Origin of the sequence: Pseudomonas paracarnis (assembly GCF_904063055.1) — a bacterium.
Lineage (GTDB): Bacteria > Pseudomonadota > Gammaproteobacteria > Pseudomonadales > Pseudomonadaceae > Aquipseudomonas > Aquipseudomonas paracarnis.
Window position 1 is genome coordinate 173,279 of the sequence record NZ_CAJFCN010000007.1, and the last position, 17,087, is coordinate 190,365.

Consider the following 17,087-nt stretch of genomic DNA (forward strand, 5'->3'; position numbering starts at 1 on the left):
GGTTCCTTCAGGTGCTACTGGGCGAACAGTACCTTTTCTCCCTCTGGCGAGGTAAACATCTTATCCCCGTCATGCCCCACCCCTGGCACTTCTACCAGCCGGTGGCCTAACTGCGGATGCCGCTGCTTGAGGTAGTCAAAATAGTTGTGGCCACGCATCAGCCGATACGCACCCTGGGTTTCGGCTTCGCAGCTTTTATCCAATGCTGGGTGGTTGGGGTCGGTGTCCTGCTGGCCCAACAGGTAAGTGATGTCGCGTGAGACGTAGTCTTGTTCCAGTTGCTGGGCACCTCGGCCCCCCACGTAATCCGGCAGGTTTTGCATGCCGTACTTCCAGTCGTTAAAGCCTGGGCAATTGGCGATGTCGAACGTCACCGGGCGCTGCGGGCTGAAGTACGCATAGGACGACGGGTTAGCCACCACATACCGCAGGCGGATGCCCTCGGAGTTCAGCAACGGGTGGTCGTGGCCGGTGAGGGCGAAGCGCTGCACCACTTGGCCGCCACCGGAATGCCCGGCGACCACGATTTCTTTCAACGCCGGGAACAGTTGGTGGTTGCCCAAGTGCTTGATGATCTGGTCCAGAGCGCCATAAGAGCTGATCTGCCCTGGGCCGGTGGACGCTTCGCCGGCCATCCAGTCGTTACCCATCCAACGCACCACCTCGTGGCCCAGGTGATTGCGCTTCACGTCGGCTTGATTGAGAAACTGCGGCGCGATCACCAGCGTAGTACCGCCCACCCCGGCATGCTCGGCGGCGTCGATGCCGCTTTGCAGGTAGGTTTGTGCATTGCGCAGGCGGCCATGCACGATGATCAATGCGCGTGTGACCTTGGGCAATGGTTCGCGCCAATCCTGGCTCAGGCCCAGGCTGAGGTCGCCGGCCTCCAGATGAAAGCGATCGGGGCTGACCACCTTGACGCCGTGTTCGGCTGCGAAGGTGCAACAGGACACGAGCACACCCAGCAGTAACCCCCATCGTTTGATCATTTAGAGACTCTTGGCCGCGAAGGTATCGCATTGAGTGATCTGGCCCTGGGCGAAGCCGGTCTTGAACCAGCGCACGCGCTGGGCCGAGGTGCCGTGGGTGAACGAGTCTGGTACCACGCGCCCCTGGCCTTGTTGCTGCAAGCGGTCATCGCCGATGGCATTGGCTGCGTTCAGGGCTTCTTCGATATCGCCGGGTTCCAGCCAGTTCAGACGTTTTTGCGCATGGTTGGCCCACACGCCGGCAAAGCAGTCGGCTTGCAGCTCCTGGCGAACCAGCAGGCCACCGTCGCCTTCCATCTGCCGGCCCTGTTGGCGCGCCGCCTGGATCTTGGACGAGATGCCCAGCAACGTTTGTACGTGGTGCCCGATTTCGTGGGCGATCACGTAGGCCTGGGCGAAATCACCGGCGGCCTGGAAGCGTTGCGACATTTCCCGGAAGAAATCCAGGTCCAAGTACACCTGCTGGTCAGCCGGGCAGTAGAACGGGCCGCTGGCCGAGGTGGCGCCACCACAGGCTGAGTTCACCCGGCCACGGAACAGGATCAGTTTCGGGTTCTTATAGGCCAGCCCATTTTCCTGGAACACTTGGCCCCAGGTGTCTTCGGTATCGCCCAGCACAGCGCGCACAAAGTCGGCTTGCTCATCGTTGGCTGGCGGCGCTTGACGCGGCTGGGTACTGACCGATGGCGCCTGTTCCATCTGGCCGGTCAATTGACCAAGAATCTGCATCGGGTCCTGGCCGGTCAGCCAGCCAATGCCAACGATCAGCACGATGGCCGTGAGGCTCAGGCCCTTGCCGCCGCCGAAGCGCATACCGCCACCGCCGCCACCACTGTCGTTACGGGCATCCACCACGTTGTCGCTGCGTCGGCCTTTTTTCCATAGCATGGGAGCAATCCTCTGTGTGCAAACCGTGATTGATTATGGTCGGTATTAACGGCAATAGCCTTCGCCAGTGGCGACGATCAGGCAGTCTTTTTTATCTGCCAGCCATTTCAAGCCGGTGGCGGCGCCGTCGCCAGCGCGCAACAACTGCGGGCCGTCGGGGCGGATGAAGGCGATGCCGTCTTCGGTGGCCTCACCTTTGAAGGTGCCGGCGTCATCGGCGTCGAGGCCGTATTGCATGGTCAGCAGGTAGTGGCCACGGCCAATGCTGTCGTCCTTGGCGATGGTCAGGTGCAAGCCTTCGACACCGACCCACTTGCCTACCCATTTATCGGTCGGCGGAGTCTCGGGCACCAGGGTCGCTTGCACGGAAGCCGGCGCGGGCTTGGGGGCTTCTTTCGGGGTTTTATCGCAGGCGGCGAGCAGGGCGAGGGCAGACAGGGCAAAGAGAATTTTTTTCATAGCGGCAAGGCCTTGGTTAAAAAGTGTGCAACGCCGGGGCAAGCGTGCAGCGTTGGACTCGAATCCACCGATTTAGTGCGCTGTTCGCCCGGTGTTTGGTTATGCTCTTGGGGCAGACTCCGGCCCGGCTGCTAGATTACCGGGTTGAGCGCGACTTGGTTCAGCGCTCAGCGTCCCGCTCGCCACACAAGAGAATTCAATGACTGTCAGTACCCCGCTCTCCGGCGTCAACCATCCGTTCAAAGGCATCCTGCTGATTGTGCTGGCGACGTTCCTGTTCTCCAGCCACGACGCCTTGTCCAAATACCTGGCCGGGTTTTACCCGATCGTGATGGTGGTGTGGGCGCGGTACATGGTGCACACCTTGCTGATGGCCGGGATCTTTCTGCCGCAATCGGGCCTGCGCGTGTTGCGCAGCAAGCGGCCGGGCATGCAGGTGGTGCGGGCGTTATGCCTGTTGGGCACCAGCCTGTTCTTCACCACGGCGCTGCATTACATCCCGCTGGCCGAAGCTACAGCGGTGAACTTCCTGGCGCCGATCCTGGTGACGGCGCTGTCGGTGCCGTTGCTCGGTGAGCACGTGACCCGAGGCCAGTGGCTAGCGGTGATCTGCGGGTTTATCGGCGTGGTGATCATTATCCACCCCGGCGGCGAGCTGTTTACCCCGGCGGTGTTGCTGCCGCTGTGTTCGGCGCTGTTCTTCTGCTTCTACCAGTTGCTCACGCGCATCCTCAGCCAATACGACAGCCCGACCACCAGCAACTTCTTCGCCGGCCTGTGCAACACCTTGGTGATGAGTGCAATGGTGCCGTTCTTCTGGCAAGTGCCGACGCTGTGGCACGCGGTGATGATGCTGGCGCTGGGCACCTGCGGGATGACCGCGCACCTGATGCTCACCCAGGCGTTCCGCTTCGCGGCGCCGGCCTTGCTGGCGCCGTTTGGCTATTGCCAGATCGTGTTTGCGGGGTTGTTGGGCTGGCTAGTGTTCAGCCATACCCCCGATATGACCACGGTGGTGGGTATCGGGGTGATCTGCATGAGCGGGTTGGCCGCTGCCTGGCAGCAGCGGCGCAGGTAGATCAAACGTCTACGGTAGGGATCTTGCGCGGCGCCATGAAGTACATCCACACCAGTGCGATGAAGTACATCGCCGGGATCAGGGTGAACAACACCGTGTAGTTGTTGTTGGTCACCGTGAGGATATGGCCGACGATCTGGGTCATGAACATGCCGCCGATGGCCGCGCACATGCCGCCGAAACCGAACACCGTGCTCATCATGTGCTTGGGCGTGTAGTCCATCACCAGGCTCCAGATGTTGGCGGTCCAGGCCTGGTGCGCGCCGATGGCCAGGGAGATGGCAAACACCGCGACCCACAGCTGGCTGGAGCCGGCCGCCATGATCACGCCGACGATGCAGCAGGCGAACAGCAGCATCGACAACAGCCGCGCCTTGATCGAGTTCATCCCACGGCCAATCAGGAATGACGACAGGATCCCGCCCCCGACGCTGCCAAAGTCGGCGGTGAGGTAAATGATGATCAGCGGAATGCCCATCTGGGTCACGTTGATGCCCAGGTTGTATTGCTGATTCAAGAACGGCGGCAGCCAATACAGGTAGAACCAGAACACCGGCGCGGTCAGCGAGTAGGCGAGGGCGAAGGCCCAGGTGCCACGCATGCGCAGGATGCGGCTGAACGGCACGCGGGGTTGTTCCGGTTCGACTTCCTGTTGCACGTAGTCCAATTCGGATTGTTTAACCGTGGGGTGCTCTTCCGGGTTGTAGTACTTCAAGCCCCAGAGCACCAGCCAGATACCGCCCAGTGCCGACATGCACAGGAACGCTGCCTGCCAGCCCCACACGTGCAGGATCAACGGCAGCAGCATGGGCGTCATCATCGCGCCGACGTTGGTGCCGGCGTTGAAGATGCCGGTGGCCACTGCCCGTTCACCCGCCGGGAACCACAAGCGTGTGGTCTTGACGCAGGCCGGGTAGTTGGCGGCTTCGGTCAGCCCGAGGATAAACCGGCAGACCATAAAGCCGACCGCCGAGGTGGCCAGGCCATGGGCGCCGGTGGCCAGGCTCCACAGCAGCACGGCGCAGAAGAACACGCGCTTGACGCCGACCCGGTCAATCAGGCGGCCTTGCAGCACAAAGCCGATGGCGTAGCCGACCTGGAACCAGAAGTTGATGTTGGCGTAGTCCATCGCCGTCCAGCTCATTTCCTTGGCGAGGATCGGTTGCATCACGCCCAGGGCGGCGCGGTCGATGTAGTTCAAGGTGGTGGCAAAGAACACCAGGGCCAGCATGCCCCAGCGCGTTTTACCCACGGCCAGGGCACCGCGGATCTTGTCGCCGATGCCGGCGTGCGGGTTGCCCGGGCGCGCGGCCAGGGCTGAATTTTGCAGAGGCATGAGGTTTGTACCCGTTTTTTGAAATTCTTATGGTGTGTTCTGGGTCTTTGTTACGTGAGCGAATTGCCCGGTCGATGGTGCGCAGTGGTTAAAAAGTCGTCAATTCGCCAAAGGGGCTTAGTGTTCGATAATCGCACCAAAAACTAACCGGTTCGTACATTTTAATTGCTGCCTGTAGGCTGGGGGCGAATAATTTGCCACAAACAACAATTGCCGGGAGTCTTCCATGCAACGTTCTATCGCCACTGTGTCCTTGAGCGGCACCCTGCCGGAAAAACTCGAAGCCATCGCCGCCGCCGGGTTTGATGGGGTGGAGATCTTTGAGAACGACTTGTTGTATTACGACGGCAGCCCTCGGGAAGTTAGGCAGATGTGTGCCGACCTCGGCATCGCCATCACCCTGTTCCAGCCGTTTCGCGACTTCGAAGGCTGCCGCCGTGATCGCCTGGCGCGCAACCTGGAGCGCGCCGAACGCAAATTCGATCTGATGCAAGAGCTAGGCACCGACCTGGTGCTGGTGTGCAGTAACGCCTCGGCCGACAGCGTGGGTGACGAACGCATTCTGCTCGATGACCTGAGCCTGCTGGCCGAACACGCGGCCAAGCGCGGCCTGCGCATCGGCTATGAAGCGTTGGCCTGGGGCAAGCATGTGAACACCTGGCAGCAGGTATGGAACCTGGTGCGCCAGGTCGATCACCCAAGCCTGGGCGTGTTGCTCGACAGCTTCCACACCTTGTCGCTCAAGGGCGACCCGAGTGGCATCGCCCAGATCCCCGGCGACAAGATTTTCTTTGTGCAAATGGCCGACGCGCCGATCCTGGCCATGGATGTGCTGGAGTGGAGCCGGCATTTCCGTTGCTTCCCCGGCCAGGGCGAATTTGACCTGGCGGACTTTCTCGCGCCGATCATCCAAAGTGGCTACACCGGGCCCTTGTCCCTGGAAATTTTCAACGATGGCTTCCGCGCCGCGCCCACTCGTGCGAATGCGGCAGATGGCTTGCGCTCGTTGCTGTACCTCGAGGAAAAAACCCGCCAGCGCCTGGCGCAAGAGGCACCCGCTGCGCCAGTGGACATCCTGTTTGAAACCCCGGCGGCCAGCGAGTACGACGGGATCGAATTCCTCGAATTTGCCGTGGATGAAAGCCTTGGCGCCAAACTGAGCAATTGGCTGGAACGCCTGGGGTTTGCCAAGGCCGGCCAGCATCGCTCGAAGAATGTAAGCCTGTTGCGCCAGGGCGATATCAATCTGATCCTCAACTGCGAACCCTATTCCTTCGCCCACAACTTTTTCGAGGCCCACGGCCCGTCGCTGTGCGCCACGGCAATTCGGGTCAAGGACAGTGCCAAGGCCCTGGAGCGGGCGGTGGCCTACAAGGGCCAGCCTTATCGCGGCCTGGTCGGCCCCAACGAGCTGGAATTGGCCGCCGTGCGTGCACCGGATGGCAGCCTGATTTACCTGGTCGATCCCAGCGAAGGCGGGCTGTACGACACCGATTTCAACCTGCAGGCGGCCACACCCGCCAGCGGCGGCTTGTTGCGCATCGACCACATGGCCATGGCCTTGCCGGCCGACAGCCTCGACAGTTGGGTATTGTTTTATAAGAGCCTGCTGGATTTTGAAGCCGACGATGAAGTGGTGCTGCCCGACCCTTACGGCCTGGTGAAAAGCCGTGCGTTGCGTAGCCGCTGCAGCTCGATCCGTCTGCCGCTGAACATCTCCGAAAACCGCAACACCGCGATTTCCCACGCGCTCTCCAGCTATCGCGGTTCGGGCGTGCACCACATTGCCTTCGATTGCGCGGATATTTTCGCCGAGGTACGCCGGGCCAAAGAAGCCGGTGTGCCGTTGCTGGATATCCCGCTCAACTATTACGACGACCTGGCGGCACGCTTCGATTTCGACGAGGAGTTCCTCAGTGAGTTGGCGTATTACAACGTGCTGTACGACCGCGACGCCCAGGGCGGTGAGTTGTTTCATGTGTACACCGAGGCGTTCGAGGGGCGGTTTTTCTTCGAGATCATCCAGCGCAAGAATGGCTATGCCGGCTACGGCGCTGCCAACGTGGCGGTGCGTCTGGCGGCGATGGCCAAGTCGCGCAGTGGGGCGGTACGCCAGGCTCGGCTATAACCGCAAGGCAGGTGCTTCCTTCGGGGAGCGCCGCGGCCCATAATCAGCGCCTGCACAACAATGGCCGTGAGCGCACCATGACCTCGAGTCCCGATCTCCCCGCGGTAGCTGACGCACCGCGCAAGAGTCGCAAGAACAATCCGGAAAAGACCCGGGAGAATATTCTCCAGGAAGCCATTGTCGAGTTTGTTCAACAGGGCCTGGCCGGCGCTCGCGTAGACGCCATCGCCGAGCGCATTCACACCTCCAAGCGCATGATCTATTACTACTTCGGCAGCAAGGAGCAGCTATACGTCGAGGTGCTGGAGAAGCTCTACGGTGATATCCGCAACACCGAAACGCGCATGAACCTCACCGCCCTGGAGCCGCGTGAGGCGATTCGCCGGCTGGTGGAATTCACCTTTGATCACCACGACCAGAACGTGGATTTCGTGCGCATCGTCAGCATCGAAAACATCCACAACGCCGAGTACGTCAAACGCACCGAGACCATCAAGGCGATGAACAGCAAAATCCTGGAAGGGTTGGGGGAGACCCTGCGCCGCGGGGCTGAGTTGGGGCTGTTTCGCGAAGGGCTGGAGCCGCTGGATGTGCACTTGCTGATCAACTCGTTCAGTTTCTACCGGGTGTCCAACCGGCACACCTTCAGCGAGATTTTCCAGATCGAACTGTCGGATGAGGCGATCAAGCAGCGCCATCGGGAAATGATTTGCGAGTCGGTGCTGCGCTACCTGCAAGCCTGAGAACTGATCGTTCCCACGCAGAGCGTGGGAACGATCATGATGGGGCTGCATCCCTAGACATTCATGCTCTGGAAGTGCGCCAGCATTCTGTCTGCATCCGCCACTTCGCCGCTGAACAACTCAAATGCCTTCACCGCCTGAAACACCGCCATATTGCCGCCATCCAGGGTACGGCAACCCAAGGCGCGCGCGTCGCGCAGCAGTTGGGTTTCCAGCGGGAAGTACACAATTTCCGCCACCCACAATTCAGCCCGCAACAACGCCGCAGGCACAGGCGTGCCGGGCAGCTTGGCCATGCCCATCGGCGTGGTGTTCACCAGGCCATCGGCCTCGGCCATGGCGTTTTCCAAGTGGCTGCCGACCTGAGCGCGACCGGTGCCGAACTGCTGGGCAAGGTTATCCACAAGGTCCTGGGCGCGAGTGCGGTCGACATCGAAGATGCTCAAGTACTCCACGCCTTCTGCCAACAGTGCATGGGCCACTGCCGCGCCCGCACCACCGGCGCCCATCTGCACCACGCGTTGGCGCGGCACGTTGTGCAAGTTGCGCCGAAAGCCTTCGACGAACCCCAGGCAGTCGGTGTTATGACCGATGCGTTTGCCGCCCTTGAACACCACGGTGTTGACCGCACCAATACCCCTGGCCTCATCGGAGAGCTCATCGAGCAACGGCAGAATCGCCTGCTTGCACGGGTAAGTAATGTTCAAACCGGTGAAGTGCATCAACTCAGCGGCCCGTAGTAATTCCGGCAGGGCTTTGAGGTCCAGGTGCAGCGGCTCCAGGTCGATCAGGCGATACAGGTAGCGCAAGCCTTGGGTGTCGCCTTCCTGCTCATGCAGTGCCGGTGTGCGTGAGGCCTGGATGCCGGCGCCGATCAGGCCAGCGAGAATGCGTGGTTTCATTACGTGCGTCCCTTCAGCGTCAGGCTGAAATGTTCCAGGGCCAGGTGGTAGCCATGGCTGCCAAACCCGGCCAGCACGGCCTGAGCGATCGGTGACACAAACGAGTGATGACGAAAGGCTTCACGGGCATGCACGTTGGATAAATGCACTTCGATCACTGGCACTTCACTGGCCACCAGGGCATCGCGGATCGCGACCGAAGTGTGAGTCCAGGCCGCCGGGTTGATCACAATACCCGCGCAGCGGTTGCGGGCGCCGTGGATCCAGTCAAGCAATTCGCCCTCGTGGTTGGTCTGGCGAAACTCGATCTTCAGCCCGAGCTTGTCGGCGCTGCGACCACACAGGGCGGCAATGTCGGCCAGGGTTTCATGGCCATAAGTGGCAGGCTCGCGGGTGCCGAGCAGGTTGAGATTGGGGCCGTTGAGCACCAGCACGATGGGCGGCATAGAAGCTTCTCCACAGTTCTTATTGGTTGTGGAGTCAAAATGTACTGGTTGGTTAATTTGGTCAATGGATGGCTGCGGATCTGTTCGGTGATCGAACGTTTAATCAGTGCAATTGCTGGATTACCGGCTGATGGGCATTCGGTTGAAGTATTGCGCGAGGTTGCTGAACGAGGCGGACTTTCGAGCATTGGCCGGGTCGTTCCAGTTGTTGGCATCCCTGGTTACAACCCGGCATTCGCCGGGTTTTTTGTGCTTACTAATCTGTGAAACAGCTTCGGGAATAGGAGCCGGTTGTCGGGTGGCAGAGGGAAATTGTTACCTGACGGAAAATAACCTAACGGATGGGTTACGATGAGAGTAGGTGCTTACAAAGGCTATGTCATTTCGGTGTTTATCAGGGATGAGCATTGCCCGCCCCATGTGCATGTCAGGGGCAAGGGATGGGATGCGCGGTTTCGTTTCAGTTTCCTGGATGGGGAAGTTGAGTTGTGGGATGTAGAGCCTGAACGCAGACGGCCACCCATGGCGGTACTGAAGGAAATACGCGCGACGATCATGCAGCGGCACTACTTGGCGCGGGCACGCAGGATCTGGTGGGAAAAACTGCAGACGGTTTGCCTGGAGAATCATTCCTGGAATTGGGAAACGGATGAACTCATTCCTGGATTGGTCATTCAGCGTGGTGTTTACGTGATTGCACGTGCCCGACACGATGTCGTAGGGCAGAAAACAATTTTGAATCTGGTCAGAGCCCCAGGTTTTGTGGAGATCGATTTATGAGAAAGATCATAAAAGCCAAAGTCACACCTTATGTACCTCTCACTGAAGCCGACGTTGACAAGGCAATCGCCCGAGGACGCAGGTTGAAACGCCTGTACGCCAACGCCAGTAACGTACGTTATGAAAACGATTGCCTCTCCATTGGCTTCAGCGATGGCAGCCGCGTTGTGTTGCCGGTGGCTGGCCTGCCGGAGTTCGAAGGGTTTTCAGAGAAGGATTTCCAGCAGTTGGAAGTGACTTTCGGAGGCAAGGCGATTAGCTGTGAAGCGCAGGACCTGGATGTTTCGATCACTGGTTTGATCGCTACAAGCCAGCCGCTGATGGACCTGGCAACCAGCCTGGTGGCATCGCGCAATGGTCGCAAAAGCAGCGCGGCCAAGACCGCAGCGGCCCGGGCCAATGGCAAGAAGGGGGGGCGGCCACGCAACGAAGTACCGCAGCCCCCAGAGAAAACAGACACTTGAATAACCAACAGGGGAACTGTAGGAGCGAGCAAGCTCGCTGCTACAACCCGCAGATTTATCGGCGGGTCAGCAACACACCCGACTCCATATGGTGCGTCCACGGGAACTGGTCAAACATTGCACACTGGGTGATCCGGTGCGTGTCGTGCAGTTGCGCGATGTTCGCCGCCAGCGTCTCCGGGTTGCAGGAGATGTACAGGATGTTGTCGAAGCGCCGGGTCAGCTCGCAGGTGTCCGGGTCCATGCCAGCGCGGGGCGGGTCGACGAAGACGCTACCGAATTCGTAGCTTTTCAGGTCGATGCCGTGCAGGCGGCGGAACGGGCGCACGTCATTCAGGGCTTGGGTGAGTTCTTCGGCGGAGAGGCGCACCAGGGTGACGTTATCCACGCCATTTTCATCCAGGTTGCTCAGGGCCGCATTCACCGAGGTCTTGCTGATCTCGGTGGCCAGCACCTTGCGCACGCGGGTCGCCAGCGGCAGGGTGAAGTTGCCGTTGCCGCAATACAGCTCCAGCAAATCGTCCGGGCGATCGCCCAGCGCTTCGTAGGCCCAGTTGAGCATCTTCTGGTTCACCGTGCCGTTGGGCTGGGTGAACGCGCCTTCGGGTTGGCGGTAGCTGAAGGTGCGCCCACCGACGTCGAGTTTCTCCACCACGTAGTCGTGGCCGATCACATCGCGCTTGCCCTTGGAACGGCCGATGATGCTCACATTCAGCTCAGCGGCCAATGTGTTCGCGGCGGTGTGCCAATGTTCGTCCAGCGGGCGGTGATAACACAGGGTGATCATCGCGTCGCCGGCCAGGGTGGTGAGGAACTCCACCTGGAACAGCTTGTGGCTCAGGGCGGCGCTGGCTTGCCAGGCGGCCTTGAGTTGCGGCATCAACTGGTTGATGCGCTGGCTGGCGATGGGGAACTCTTCGATGAGGATCGGCGTGCGCTTGTCCTCCTGGGAGAACATCGCGTAGTGGCGCTCGCCGCCTTCGCGCCACAGGCGGAACTCCGCGCGCAGGCGGAAGTGCTGCAGCGGCGAGTCGAAGACCTGCGGCTCGGGCGCGTCGAACGGTGCGAGCAGGTCACGCAGGCGCGTGACCTTGTCTTGCAGTTGAGCGGTGTAGCTTGCGGCGTCGAAAGTCATGCGTTGAACCAGCCCAGCTTGATCACAAACAGGATCGACAGGATCACCAGTGCCGGGTTCAGCTCACGGTAGCGGCCCGAAAGCAGCTTGATGGCGGTCCAGGCGATGAAACCGAAGGCGATGCCGTTGGCGATGGAGTAAGTGAAGGGCATCGCCAGGGCGGTGATCACCACCGGCGCTGCCACCGTAATGTCGTCCCAGTCGATTTCGGCCAGGCCTTGGCTCATCAGCACCGCCACAAACAGCAAGGCTGGCGCGGTGGCATAGGCCGGTACGCTGGCGGCCAATGGCGAGAAGAACAGCGCCAGCAAAAACAGGATCGCGACCACGATGGCGGTCAAGCCGGTACGGCCACCGGCGCTCACGCCTGCGGCCGATTCGATGTAGCTGGTGGTGGTCGAGGTACCCAGCAGGGAACCGGCCATGGCAGCGGTACTGTCGGCGATCAGTGCACGGCCCATTTTCGGCATATGGCCGTCCTTGCCCATCAGGCCGGCGCGCTTGGCGACGCCGATCAGGGTGCCGGAGTTGTCGAACAGGTCAACGAACAGGAAGGCGAAGATCACGCTGACCAGGCCGATGTCCAGCGCGCCCTTGATATCCAGATGCAGGAAGGTCGGCGCCAGGGACGGCGGTACTGAGGTCACACCGATGAACGGCGTGAAGCCCAGAACGATGGAGGCGACGGTCACCGCCAGGATGCCGATCAGCACCGCGCCGCGTACGGCCAGGGCTTCCAGCGCGACGATCAGCACGAAACCCAGGGTGGCCAGGATCGGCGCCGGTTGTTTCAGGTCGCCCAGGCCCACCATGGTGGCCGGGTTGCTCACCACGATACCGGCGTTATGCAGGGCGATCAGCGCCAGGAACAGGCCGATGCCGGCGGCAATCGCCGAGCGCAGCGGCAGGGGGATGGCGTTGATGATCCACTCACGAATGCGGAAGATCGACAGCAAGAAAAACAGCACCGCCGAAATGAATACCGCGCCCAGCGCCACCTGCCAGGTGTGGCCCATGTGCAGGACCACGGTGTAGGTGAAGAAGGCGTTGAGGCCCATGCCCGGTGCCAGGGCAATCGGGTAGTTGGCGATCAGGCCCATCACGGTCGAACCGATGGCCGCCGCCAGGCAGGTGGCGACAAACACCGCGCCCTTGTCCATGCCGGTCTCGCCGAGGATGCTCGGGTTCACGAACAGGATGTAGGCCATGGCCAGGAAGGTGGTGATCCCCGCGAGAATCTCGGTGCGCACATTGGTGTTGTGGGCTTTGAGTTGAAACAGCTTTTCCAGCATGCCGGCTCCCTGTGACGCTAGTGTGCGTCGTGATTTGTTGACCTCTAAGTCAAAGCACAAACTGCGCCAAACGCTTGTGGTTTCAGAGAGGATCGGAAAAAGCGGCGCATCATACCAGCAGCCGAGGCTGTGTGGCGCATGGGCTTGAGGCATACTGCGCCGACGTTCAACAGCCGGTCATCGACAGCATGAAAAAAGCCAACCCGTGGAGTCTAGCTCTGATCGCCAGTATCGGCCTGTGGCTGGGCGCAGCACCGGCGTGGGGCGCGACTGCACCGGCCTTGAGCGAGGTGCGGGTGTTCAAGGTGGAATCGGCCGACTGCAGCGAAGCGATCCCGGAGCGGGTCAACACCACCCAGATGTGCGAGCACCGCGGGCCCACCCAGGTCTCGGTGATGGAAGTCGGCCTGGGCAACAGCCCCATGGGCCGCTTTAACGGCGCAGAGTTGAATGGGCAACGCACAGCGGTGTGCCAGGTCGGCAACATCAGTGAGGCGTGCAACGGCGTGGGCACCTTGATGGGCTACATCTATGTGTTCGACCTGAACGTCCAGGCCCAGGGCTGGTTCGAATTCACCAATACCTCGATCAACCCACCGCAAAACACCCTGAAAGCCCAGCTCAATATCCGCTGATCAATCATCTTGAACGCTCAAAACACCCGGAAGTCGTACCCCTAAGACGGCGATTTTCCTGAACGCCGCGGATGTACACCAACCCGTGAGGTGTTTATGAGCGCGACCCCCCATGGCGCGGCGGCCCAGCCGTTCGTTGCCCACCCGATACGCCTGACACTCAACGGCCAGGCTCGCCAACTGAACGTGTTGCCCTGGACCACCTTGCTGGACTTGCTGCGTGAGCAGTTGGACCTGGTGGGCAGCAAAAAAGGCTGCGACCACGGCCAGTGCGGCGCCTGCACCGTGTTGCGTGACGGTAAACGCGTGAATGCCTGCCTGACCCTGGCCGTGATGTGCGACGGCGCCGAATTGACCACCATCGAAGGCCTGGCTGACGGCGACCAACTGCACCCCATGCAACAGGCCTTTATCCAGCACGACGCGTTCCAGTGCGGCTATTGCACCCCCGGCCAGATCTGTTCTGCCGTGGGCCTGGCCAATGAAGGCCGCGCCCACGACCGTGCGCAGATACAGGAATTGATGAGCGGCAACCTGTGCCGCTGCGGCGCCTACAACAACATCCGCGATGCCATCGAAGACGCGCTGCCGGCATGCCGTCGCCAGGGAGGTGAATCATGAACCCCTTCCACTACAGCAGGCCGACCGATGTGCAGCAGGCCGTTCAGATGAGCAGCGCCGCCTCGCGCTTTATCGCCGGTGGCACCAACCTGCTGGATCTGATGAAGGAAAACATCAGCCATCCCGAGCATCTGATCGACATCACCGGCTTGCCGCTGCATGACATTCAAGAGACCGCCGAGGGCGGCCTGCGCATTGGTGCGTTGGTTAGCAACGCCGACCTAGCCTGGCACCCGCTCATTGAGCAGCGTTACCCGTTGCTGTCCCAGGCCATCCTCGCCGGGGCGTCGCCGCAGTTACGTAACATGGCCAGTACCGGCGGCAACCTGTTACAGCGCACCCGTTGCTATTACTTTTACGACGCCGCGGTGCCGTGCAACAAGCGCCAGCCCGGCAGCGGCTGCCCGGCGCGCAACGGTTTGAACCGTATCCATGCGATCCTCGGCGCCAGTGAACAGTGCGTGGCCACCCATCCTTCGGACATGTGCGTGGCCCTGGCGGCGCTTGCGGCGCGGGTGCATGTAGAAGGACGCGGCGGCGCGCGGGTGATCGAGTTCGCCGACTTCCATCGCTTGCCAGGCGATGCGCCGCAACGTGACAACCAGTTGGCCGACGATGAGCTGATCACCGCGATTGAACTGCCCGCCGATCACTTGGCCCGCCACAGCCACTACCTGAAGATCCGCGACCGTGCCTCCTATGCCTTCGCCCTGGTTTCGGTGGCCGCCGCCTTGGAGCTGGACGGTGATGAAATCATCGACGCCCGCCTGGCCCTCGGCGGTGTGGCGCATAAACCCTGGCGTGACCGCGCAGTGGAAGCCTTGCTGATCGGCCGCACGGTCAGCCGCGAAACCTTCAGCGCCGCCGCCGACGCCCTGCTGCAAGACGCCGAACCGTTGGAACACAACGGCTTCAAGGTCAAGCTGGCGCGACGCGCAATCATTCGTGCCCTGAGCGACGCCGCCGTCGCAGGAGAACAGCCATGAGCGCCATCGGTAAACCCCTGGACCGTGTCGACGGTCTGCTCAAGGTCACCGGCCAAGCACGCTACGCCGGTGAATTTCCCGAGGACGGCCTGCTGCATGGCAGCGTGGTGTCGAGCACGATCGCCAAAGGCCGAGTGCTGCGCATCGATGCGTCCAAGGCGTTGGCGTTGCCGGGTGTGGTGGACGTGATCCATCACCTCAATCGGCCGAAGATCGCCAGCTATGATGAGGCGTTCGCCGATGCCGATGCGGCCGATGGCTCGCCTTTTCGCCCGCTGTATAACGACCGCGTACTCTACAGTGGCCAGCCCCTGGCCTTGGTGATTGCCGATAACCTCGAACTGGCGCGGCACGCTGGCTCGCTGGTGCAGATCGACTACGCGCCTGAAGCCTTCGAAACCGACCTGCTCACCCAGCAAGCGGCGGCGCACCCGTCGCCCCAGACCCCACCCAAACCGCGAGGCAACTTCGAGGCTGAATGGGCCGGTGCCGCAATCAGTCTGGACTTGCACTACAGCACGCCCATCGAGCACCACAACCCGATGGAGCCCCACGCCAGCACCGTGCTGTATCAGCCCGACGGCACCCTGCATATTCACGACAAGACCCAGGGCCCGCAGAACTGCCAGGCCTATGTGCAAAAAGTCTTCGGCCTGGATAAGAACCAGGTGCGCATCTTCGCTGCCTTTGTCGGGGGCGCCTTCGGTTCGGGCTTGCGCCCGCAATACCAATTGCCGCTCGCGGTGATGGCGGCCATGGCGCTCAAACGCTCGGTGCGCGTCACCCTGACGCGCCAGCAGATGTTTACCTTCGGCTATCGCCCGCGCACCTTGCAGCGTTTGCAGATGGGCGCCGCCGCCAATGGTCGCTTGCTGGCGCTGGGGCATACCGCGATTGGCCAGACCTCGCGCTTTGAGGATTTCAGCGAGCACGTGGTGGAGTGGAGCGGCATGCTCTATCACTGCGACAACGTGCAATTGACCTACAAGCTGGTGCCGCTGGACGTCTTTACTCCGCTGGATATGCGCGCGCCCGGTGCGGCACTGGGCGTGATCGGCCTGGAGTGTGCCATGGACGAACTGGCCTGCGCCCTGGCCATCGATCCGGTGCAATTGCGCCTGATCAACTACGCCGAACGCAACCAGAACGAAGACAAACCCTGGTCGAGCAAGGCCCTGCGCGAGTGCTACAGCGAAGGCGCCGAACGTTTCGGCTGGAGCCAGCGCAACCCGGAACCGCGCAGCATGCGTGACGGCCGCCAACTAATCGGCTGGGGCATGGCCGGTGGGGTGTGGGAAGCCATGCAGATGAAAGCCAGCGCCAAGGCCCGCATCGATAGCAACGGCAAACTCACCGTGAGCAGTGCCACCACGGACATCGGCACGGGCACCTACACAGTTATGACCCAGATTGCCTCTCAAACCAGTGGCGTGGCGATGGCCGATATCAGCTTTCTGCTGGGGGATTCGTCATTGCCCACGGCGCCGTTGCAGGGCGGTTCGTTTACCGTGTCTTCCGTCGGCACCGCCGTGCAGCAAGCGTGCGAAGCGCTCAATGCCAAGTTGCTGGAGATCGCCCGGCAGACTTACCCGGTATTTAAGGATGCCGATTCCATTCGGTTTGAAGACGGCCAGCTACAGAGCGGTGACGTGAGTGTGTCGTTGGCGCAACTGGTCAAGGACAGCGGTGAAGAAGCCTTGCAGGTACAGGTCGACAGCGAGCCCGACAAGAAGCGCGAGAGCTATGCCAGCGCTACCCACTCGGCGGTGTTCGTCGAAGTGCGCGTCGATGAAGACCTGGGCACCATCAAGGTCAGCCGTGTGGTCAGCGCGGTAGCCGCCGGGCGCGTGGTCAACCCGAAGATGGCCCGCAGCCAGATCCTCGGCGGCGTGGTATGGGGCATTGGCATGGCGCTGCATGAAGAGACTCAGGTCGACCACCAATTGGGACGCTACATGAACCACAGCCTGGCCGAATACCACATCCCGGTTAACGCCGATATCGGCGAGATTGACGTGCTGTTTGTCGAAGAACACGACGAGGTGGTCAATGCGCTGGGTTCCAAGGGCGTAGGGGAGATCGGTATCGTCGGCGTGGCGGCGGCGGTGGCGAATGCGATTCACCATGCCACCGGCAAGCGGGTGCGGGAGTTCCCTGTAACGCTGGATAAGGTGCTCTGACACAGCCCCCTTAAGGGGTTGCACA

18 protein-coding genes are annotated in these 17,087 nt (G+C 61.3%); 10 read left to right on the plus strand and 8 right to left on the minus strand.

Going from position 1 to position 17,087, the window contains the following annotated elements:
- Positions 1-14: 14 nt before the first annotated feature.
- Genes JMV15_RS16935 through JMV15_RS16945 form a run of 3 tightly spaced genes read right to left on the minus strand, consistent with a single transcriptional unit; the run spans position 15 to position 2,336 of the window.
- Positions 15-989 (minus strand): lipoprotein, encoded by a 975-nt coding sequence (locus tag JMV15_RS16935; protein ID WP_038451597.1) that lies wholly within the window; start codon positions 987-989, stop codon positions 15-17.
- Positions 990-1,877 (minus strand): KPN_02809 family neutral zinc metallopeptidase, encoded by an 888-nt coding sequence (gene ypfJ / locus JMV15_RS16940; RefSeq protein ID WP_014720040.1) that lies wholly within the window; start codon positions 1,875-1,877, stop codon positions 990-992.
- Positions 1,878-1,922: 45 nt separating this feature from the next.
- Positions 1,923-2,336 carry a lipoprotein gene (locus JMV15_RS16945; protein ID WP_014720039.1) on the minus strand — a complete coding sequence of 138 codons (414 nt, stop codon included), beginning with the start codon at positions 2,334-2,336 and terminating at the stop codon, positions 1,923-1,925.
- Between the two features lie 199 nt (positions 2,337-2,535).
- Between JMV15_RS16945 and JMV15_RS16950 the strand changes: the two genes are divergently transcribed.
- Positions 2,536-3,414 carry a DMT family transporter gene (locus tag JMV15_RS16950; protein ID WP_003194370.1) on the plus strand — a complete coding sequence of 293 codons (879 nt, stop codon included), beginning with the start codon at positions 2,536-2,538 and terminating at the stop codon, positions 3,412-3,414.
- Position 3,415: 1 nt separating this feature from the next.
- Here JMV15_RS16950 and JMV15_RS16955 read toward each other — a convergent pair whose 3' ends face one another.
- Complete coding sequence (locus tag JMV15_RS16955; protein ID WP_032904159.1) at positions 3,416-4,750, minus strand: MFS transporter; 1,335 nt, start codon at positions 4,748-4,750, stop codon at positions 3,416-3,418.
- Between the two features lie 226 nt (positions 4,751-4,976).
- On the opposite strand from JMV15_RS16955, the gene quiC reads away from it, so the two are divergent.
- The gene (gene quiC, locus JMV15_RS16960) at positions 4,977-6,878 is read left to right on the plus strand and encodes a 3-dehydroshikimate dehydratase QuiC (RefSeq protein WP_038451593.1); all 1,902 of its coding nucleotides are present in this window, start codon (positions 4,977-4,979) and stop codon (positions 6,876-6,878) included.
- 77 nt (positions 6,879-6,955) lie between these two features.
- Positions 6,956-7,621, plus strand: coding sequence for a TetR/AcrR family transcriptional regulator (locus JMV15_RS16965; protein ID WP_014720036.1), 666 nt, complete (start codon positions 6,956-6,958; stop codon positions 7,619-7,621).
- Positions 7,622-7,674: 53 nt separating this feature from the next.
- Here JMV15_RS16965 and JMV15_RS16970 read toward each other — a convergent pair whose 3' ends face one another.
- Positions 7,675-8,523: a shikimate dehydrogenase gene (locus JMV15_RS16970; RefSeq protein WP_038451591.1), complete on the minus strand. Its 849-nt coding sequence runs from the start codon at positions 8,521-8,523 to the stop codon at positions 7,675-7,677.
- A complete protein-coding gene (gene aroQ / locus JMV15_RS16975; RefSeq protein WP_019818037.1) occupies positions 8,523-8,969 on the minus strand; it encodes a type II 3-dehydroquinate dehydratase in 447 nt (148 codons plus the stop codon). Before aroQ ends, JMV15_RS16970 begins: the two co-directional genes overlap by 1 nt.
- A 39-nt stretch (positions 8,970-9,008) precedes the next feature.
- Here aroQ and JMV15_RS16980 point away from each other — a divergent pair, with 39 nt between their 5' ends.
- From JMV15_RS16980 to JMV15_RS16990, 3 genes are all read left to right on the plus strand, one after another.
- Entirely contained in the window at positions 9,009-9,236 is a 228-nt protein-coding gene (locus tag JMV15_RS16980; protein ID WP_155766222.1) for a hypothetical protein, read from the plus strand.
- Between the two features lie 84 nt (positions 9,237-9,320).
- Complete coding sequence (locus JMV15_RS16985) at positions 9,321-9,749, plus strand: DUF4160 domain-containing protein (RefSeq protein ID WP_038451588.1); 429 nt, start codon at positions 9,321-9,323, stop codon at positions 9,747-9,749.
- On the plus strand, positions 9,746-10,213 hold the full coding sequence (locus JMV15_RS16990) for a DUF2442 domain-containing protein (protein ID WP_038451586.1): 468 nt from the start codon (positions 9,746-9,748) through the stop codon (positions 10,211-10,213). The genes JMV15_RS16985 and JMV15_RS16990 overlap by 4 nt, the downstream gene beginning before the upstream one ends.
- 55 nt (positions 10,214-10,268) lie before the next feature.
- Here the strand turns inward: JMV15_RS16990 and trmA are convergent, their stop codons facing one another.
- Both trmA and JMV15_RS17000 read right to left on the minus strand, forming a co-directional pair.
- Positions 10,269-11,348, minus strand: coding sequence for a tRNA (uridine(54)-C5)-methyltransferase TrmA (gene trmA, locus JMV15_RS16995; protein ID WP_032904164.1), 1,080 nt, complete (start codon positions 11,346-11,348; stop codon positions 10,269-10,271).
- Positions 11,345-12,640: an NCS2 family permease gene (locus tag JMV15_RS17000; protein WP_038451583.1), complete on the minus strand. Its 1,296-nt coding sequence runs from the start codon at positions 12,638-12,640 to the stop codon at positions 11,345-11,347. Before JMV15_RS17000 ends, trmA begins: the two co-directional genes overlap by 4 nt.
- Positions 12,641-12,828: 188 nt before the next feature.
- On the opposite strand from JMV15_RS17000, the gene JMV15_RS17005 reads away from it, so the two are divergent.
- From JMV15_RS17005 to JMV15_RS17020, 4 genes are all read left to right on the plus strand, one after another.
- A complete protein-coding gene (locus JMV15_RS17005; protein WP_032904795.1) occupies positions 12,829-13,275 on the plus strand; it encodes a DUF4879 domain-containing protein in 447 nt (148 codons plus the stop codon).
- Positions 13,276-13,371: 96 nt separating this feature from the next.
- Positions 13,372-13,896, plus strand: a complete 525-nt coding sequence (locus JMV15_RS17010) for a (2Fe-2S)-binding protein (protein ID WP_019818032.1) — start codon at positions 13,372-13,374, stop codon at positions 13,894-13,896.
- Complete coding sequence (locus tag JMV15_RS17015) at positions 13,893-14,882, plus strand: FAD binding domain-containing protein (RefSeq protein ID WP_020301733.1); 990 nt, start codon at positions 13,893-13,895, stop codon at positions 14,880-14,882. Before JMV15_RS17010 ends, JMV15_RS17015 begins: the two co-directional genes overlap by 4 nt.
- Positions 14,879-17,062, plus strand: a complete 2,184-nt coding sequence (locus JMV15_RS17020) for a xanthine dehydrogenase family protein molybdopterin-binding subunit (protein WP_038451580.1) — start codon at positions 14,879-14,881, stop codon at positions 17,060-17,062. Before JMV15_RS17015 ends, JMV15_RS17020 begins: the two co-directional genes overlap by 4 nt.
- Positions 17,063-17,087: the final 25 nt, after the last annotated feature.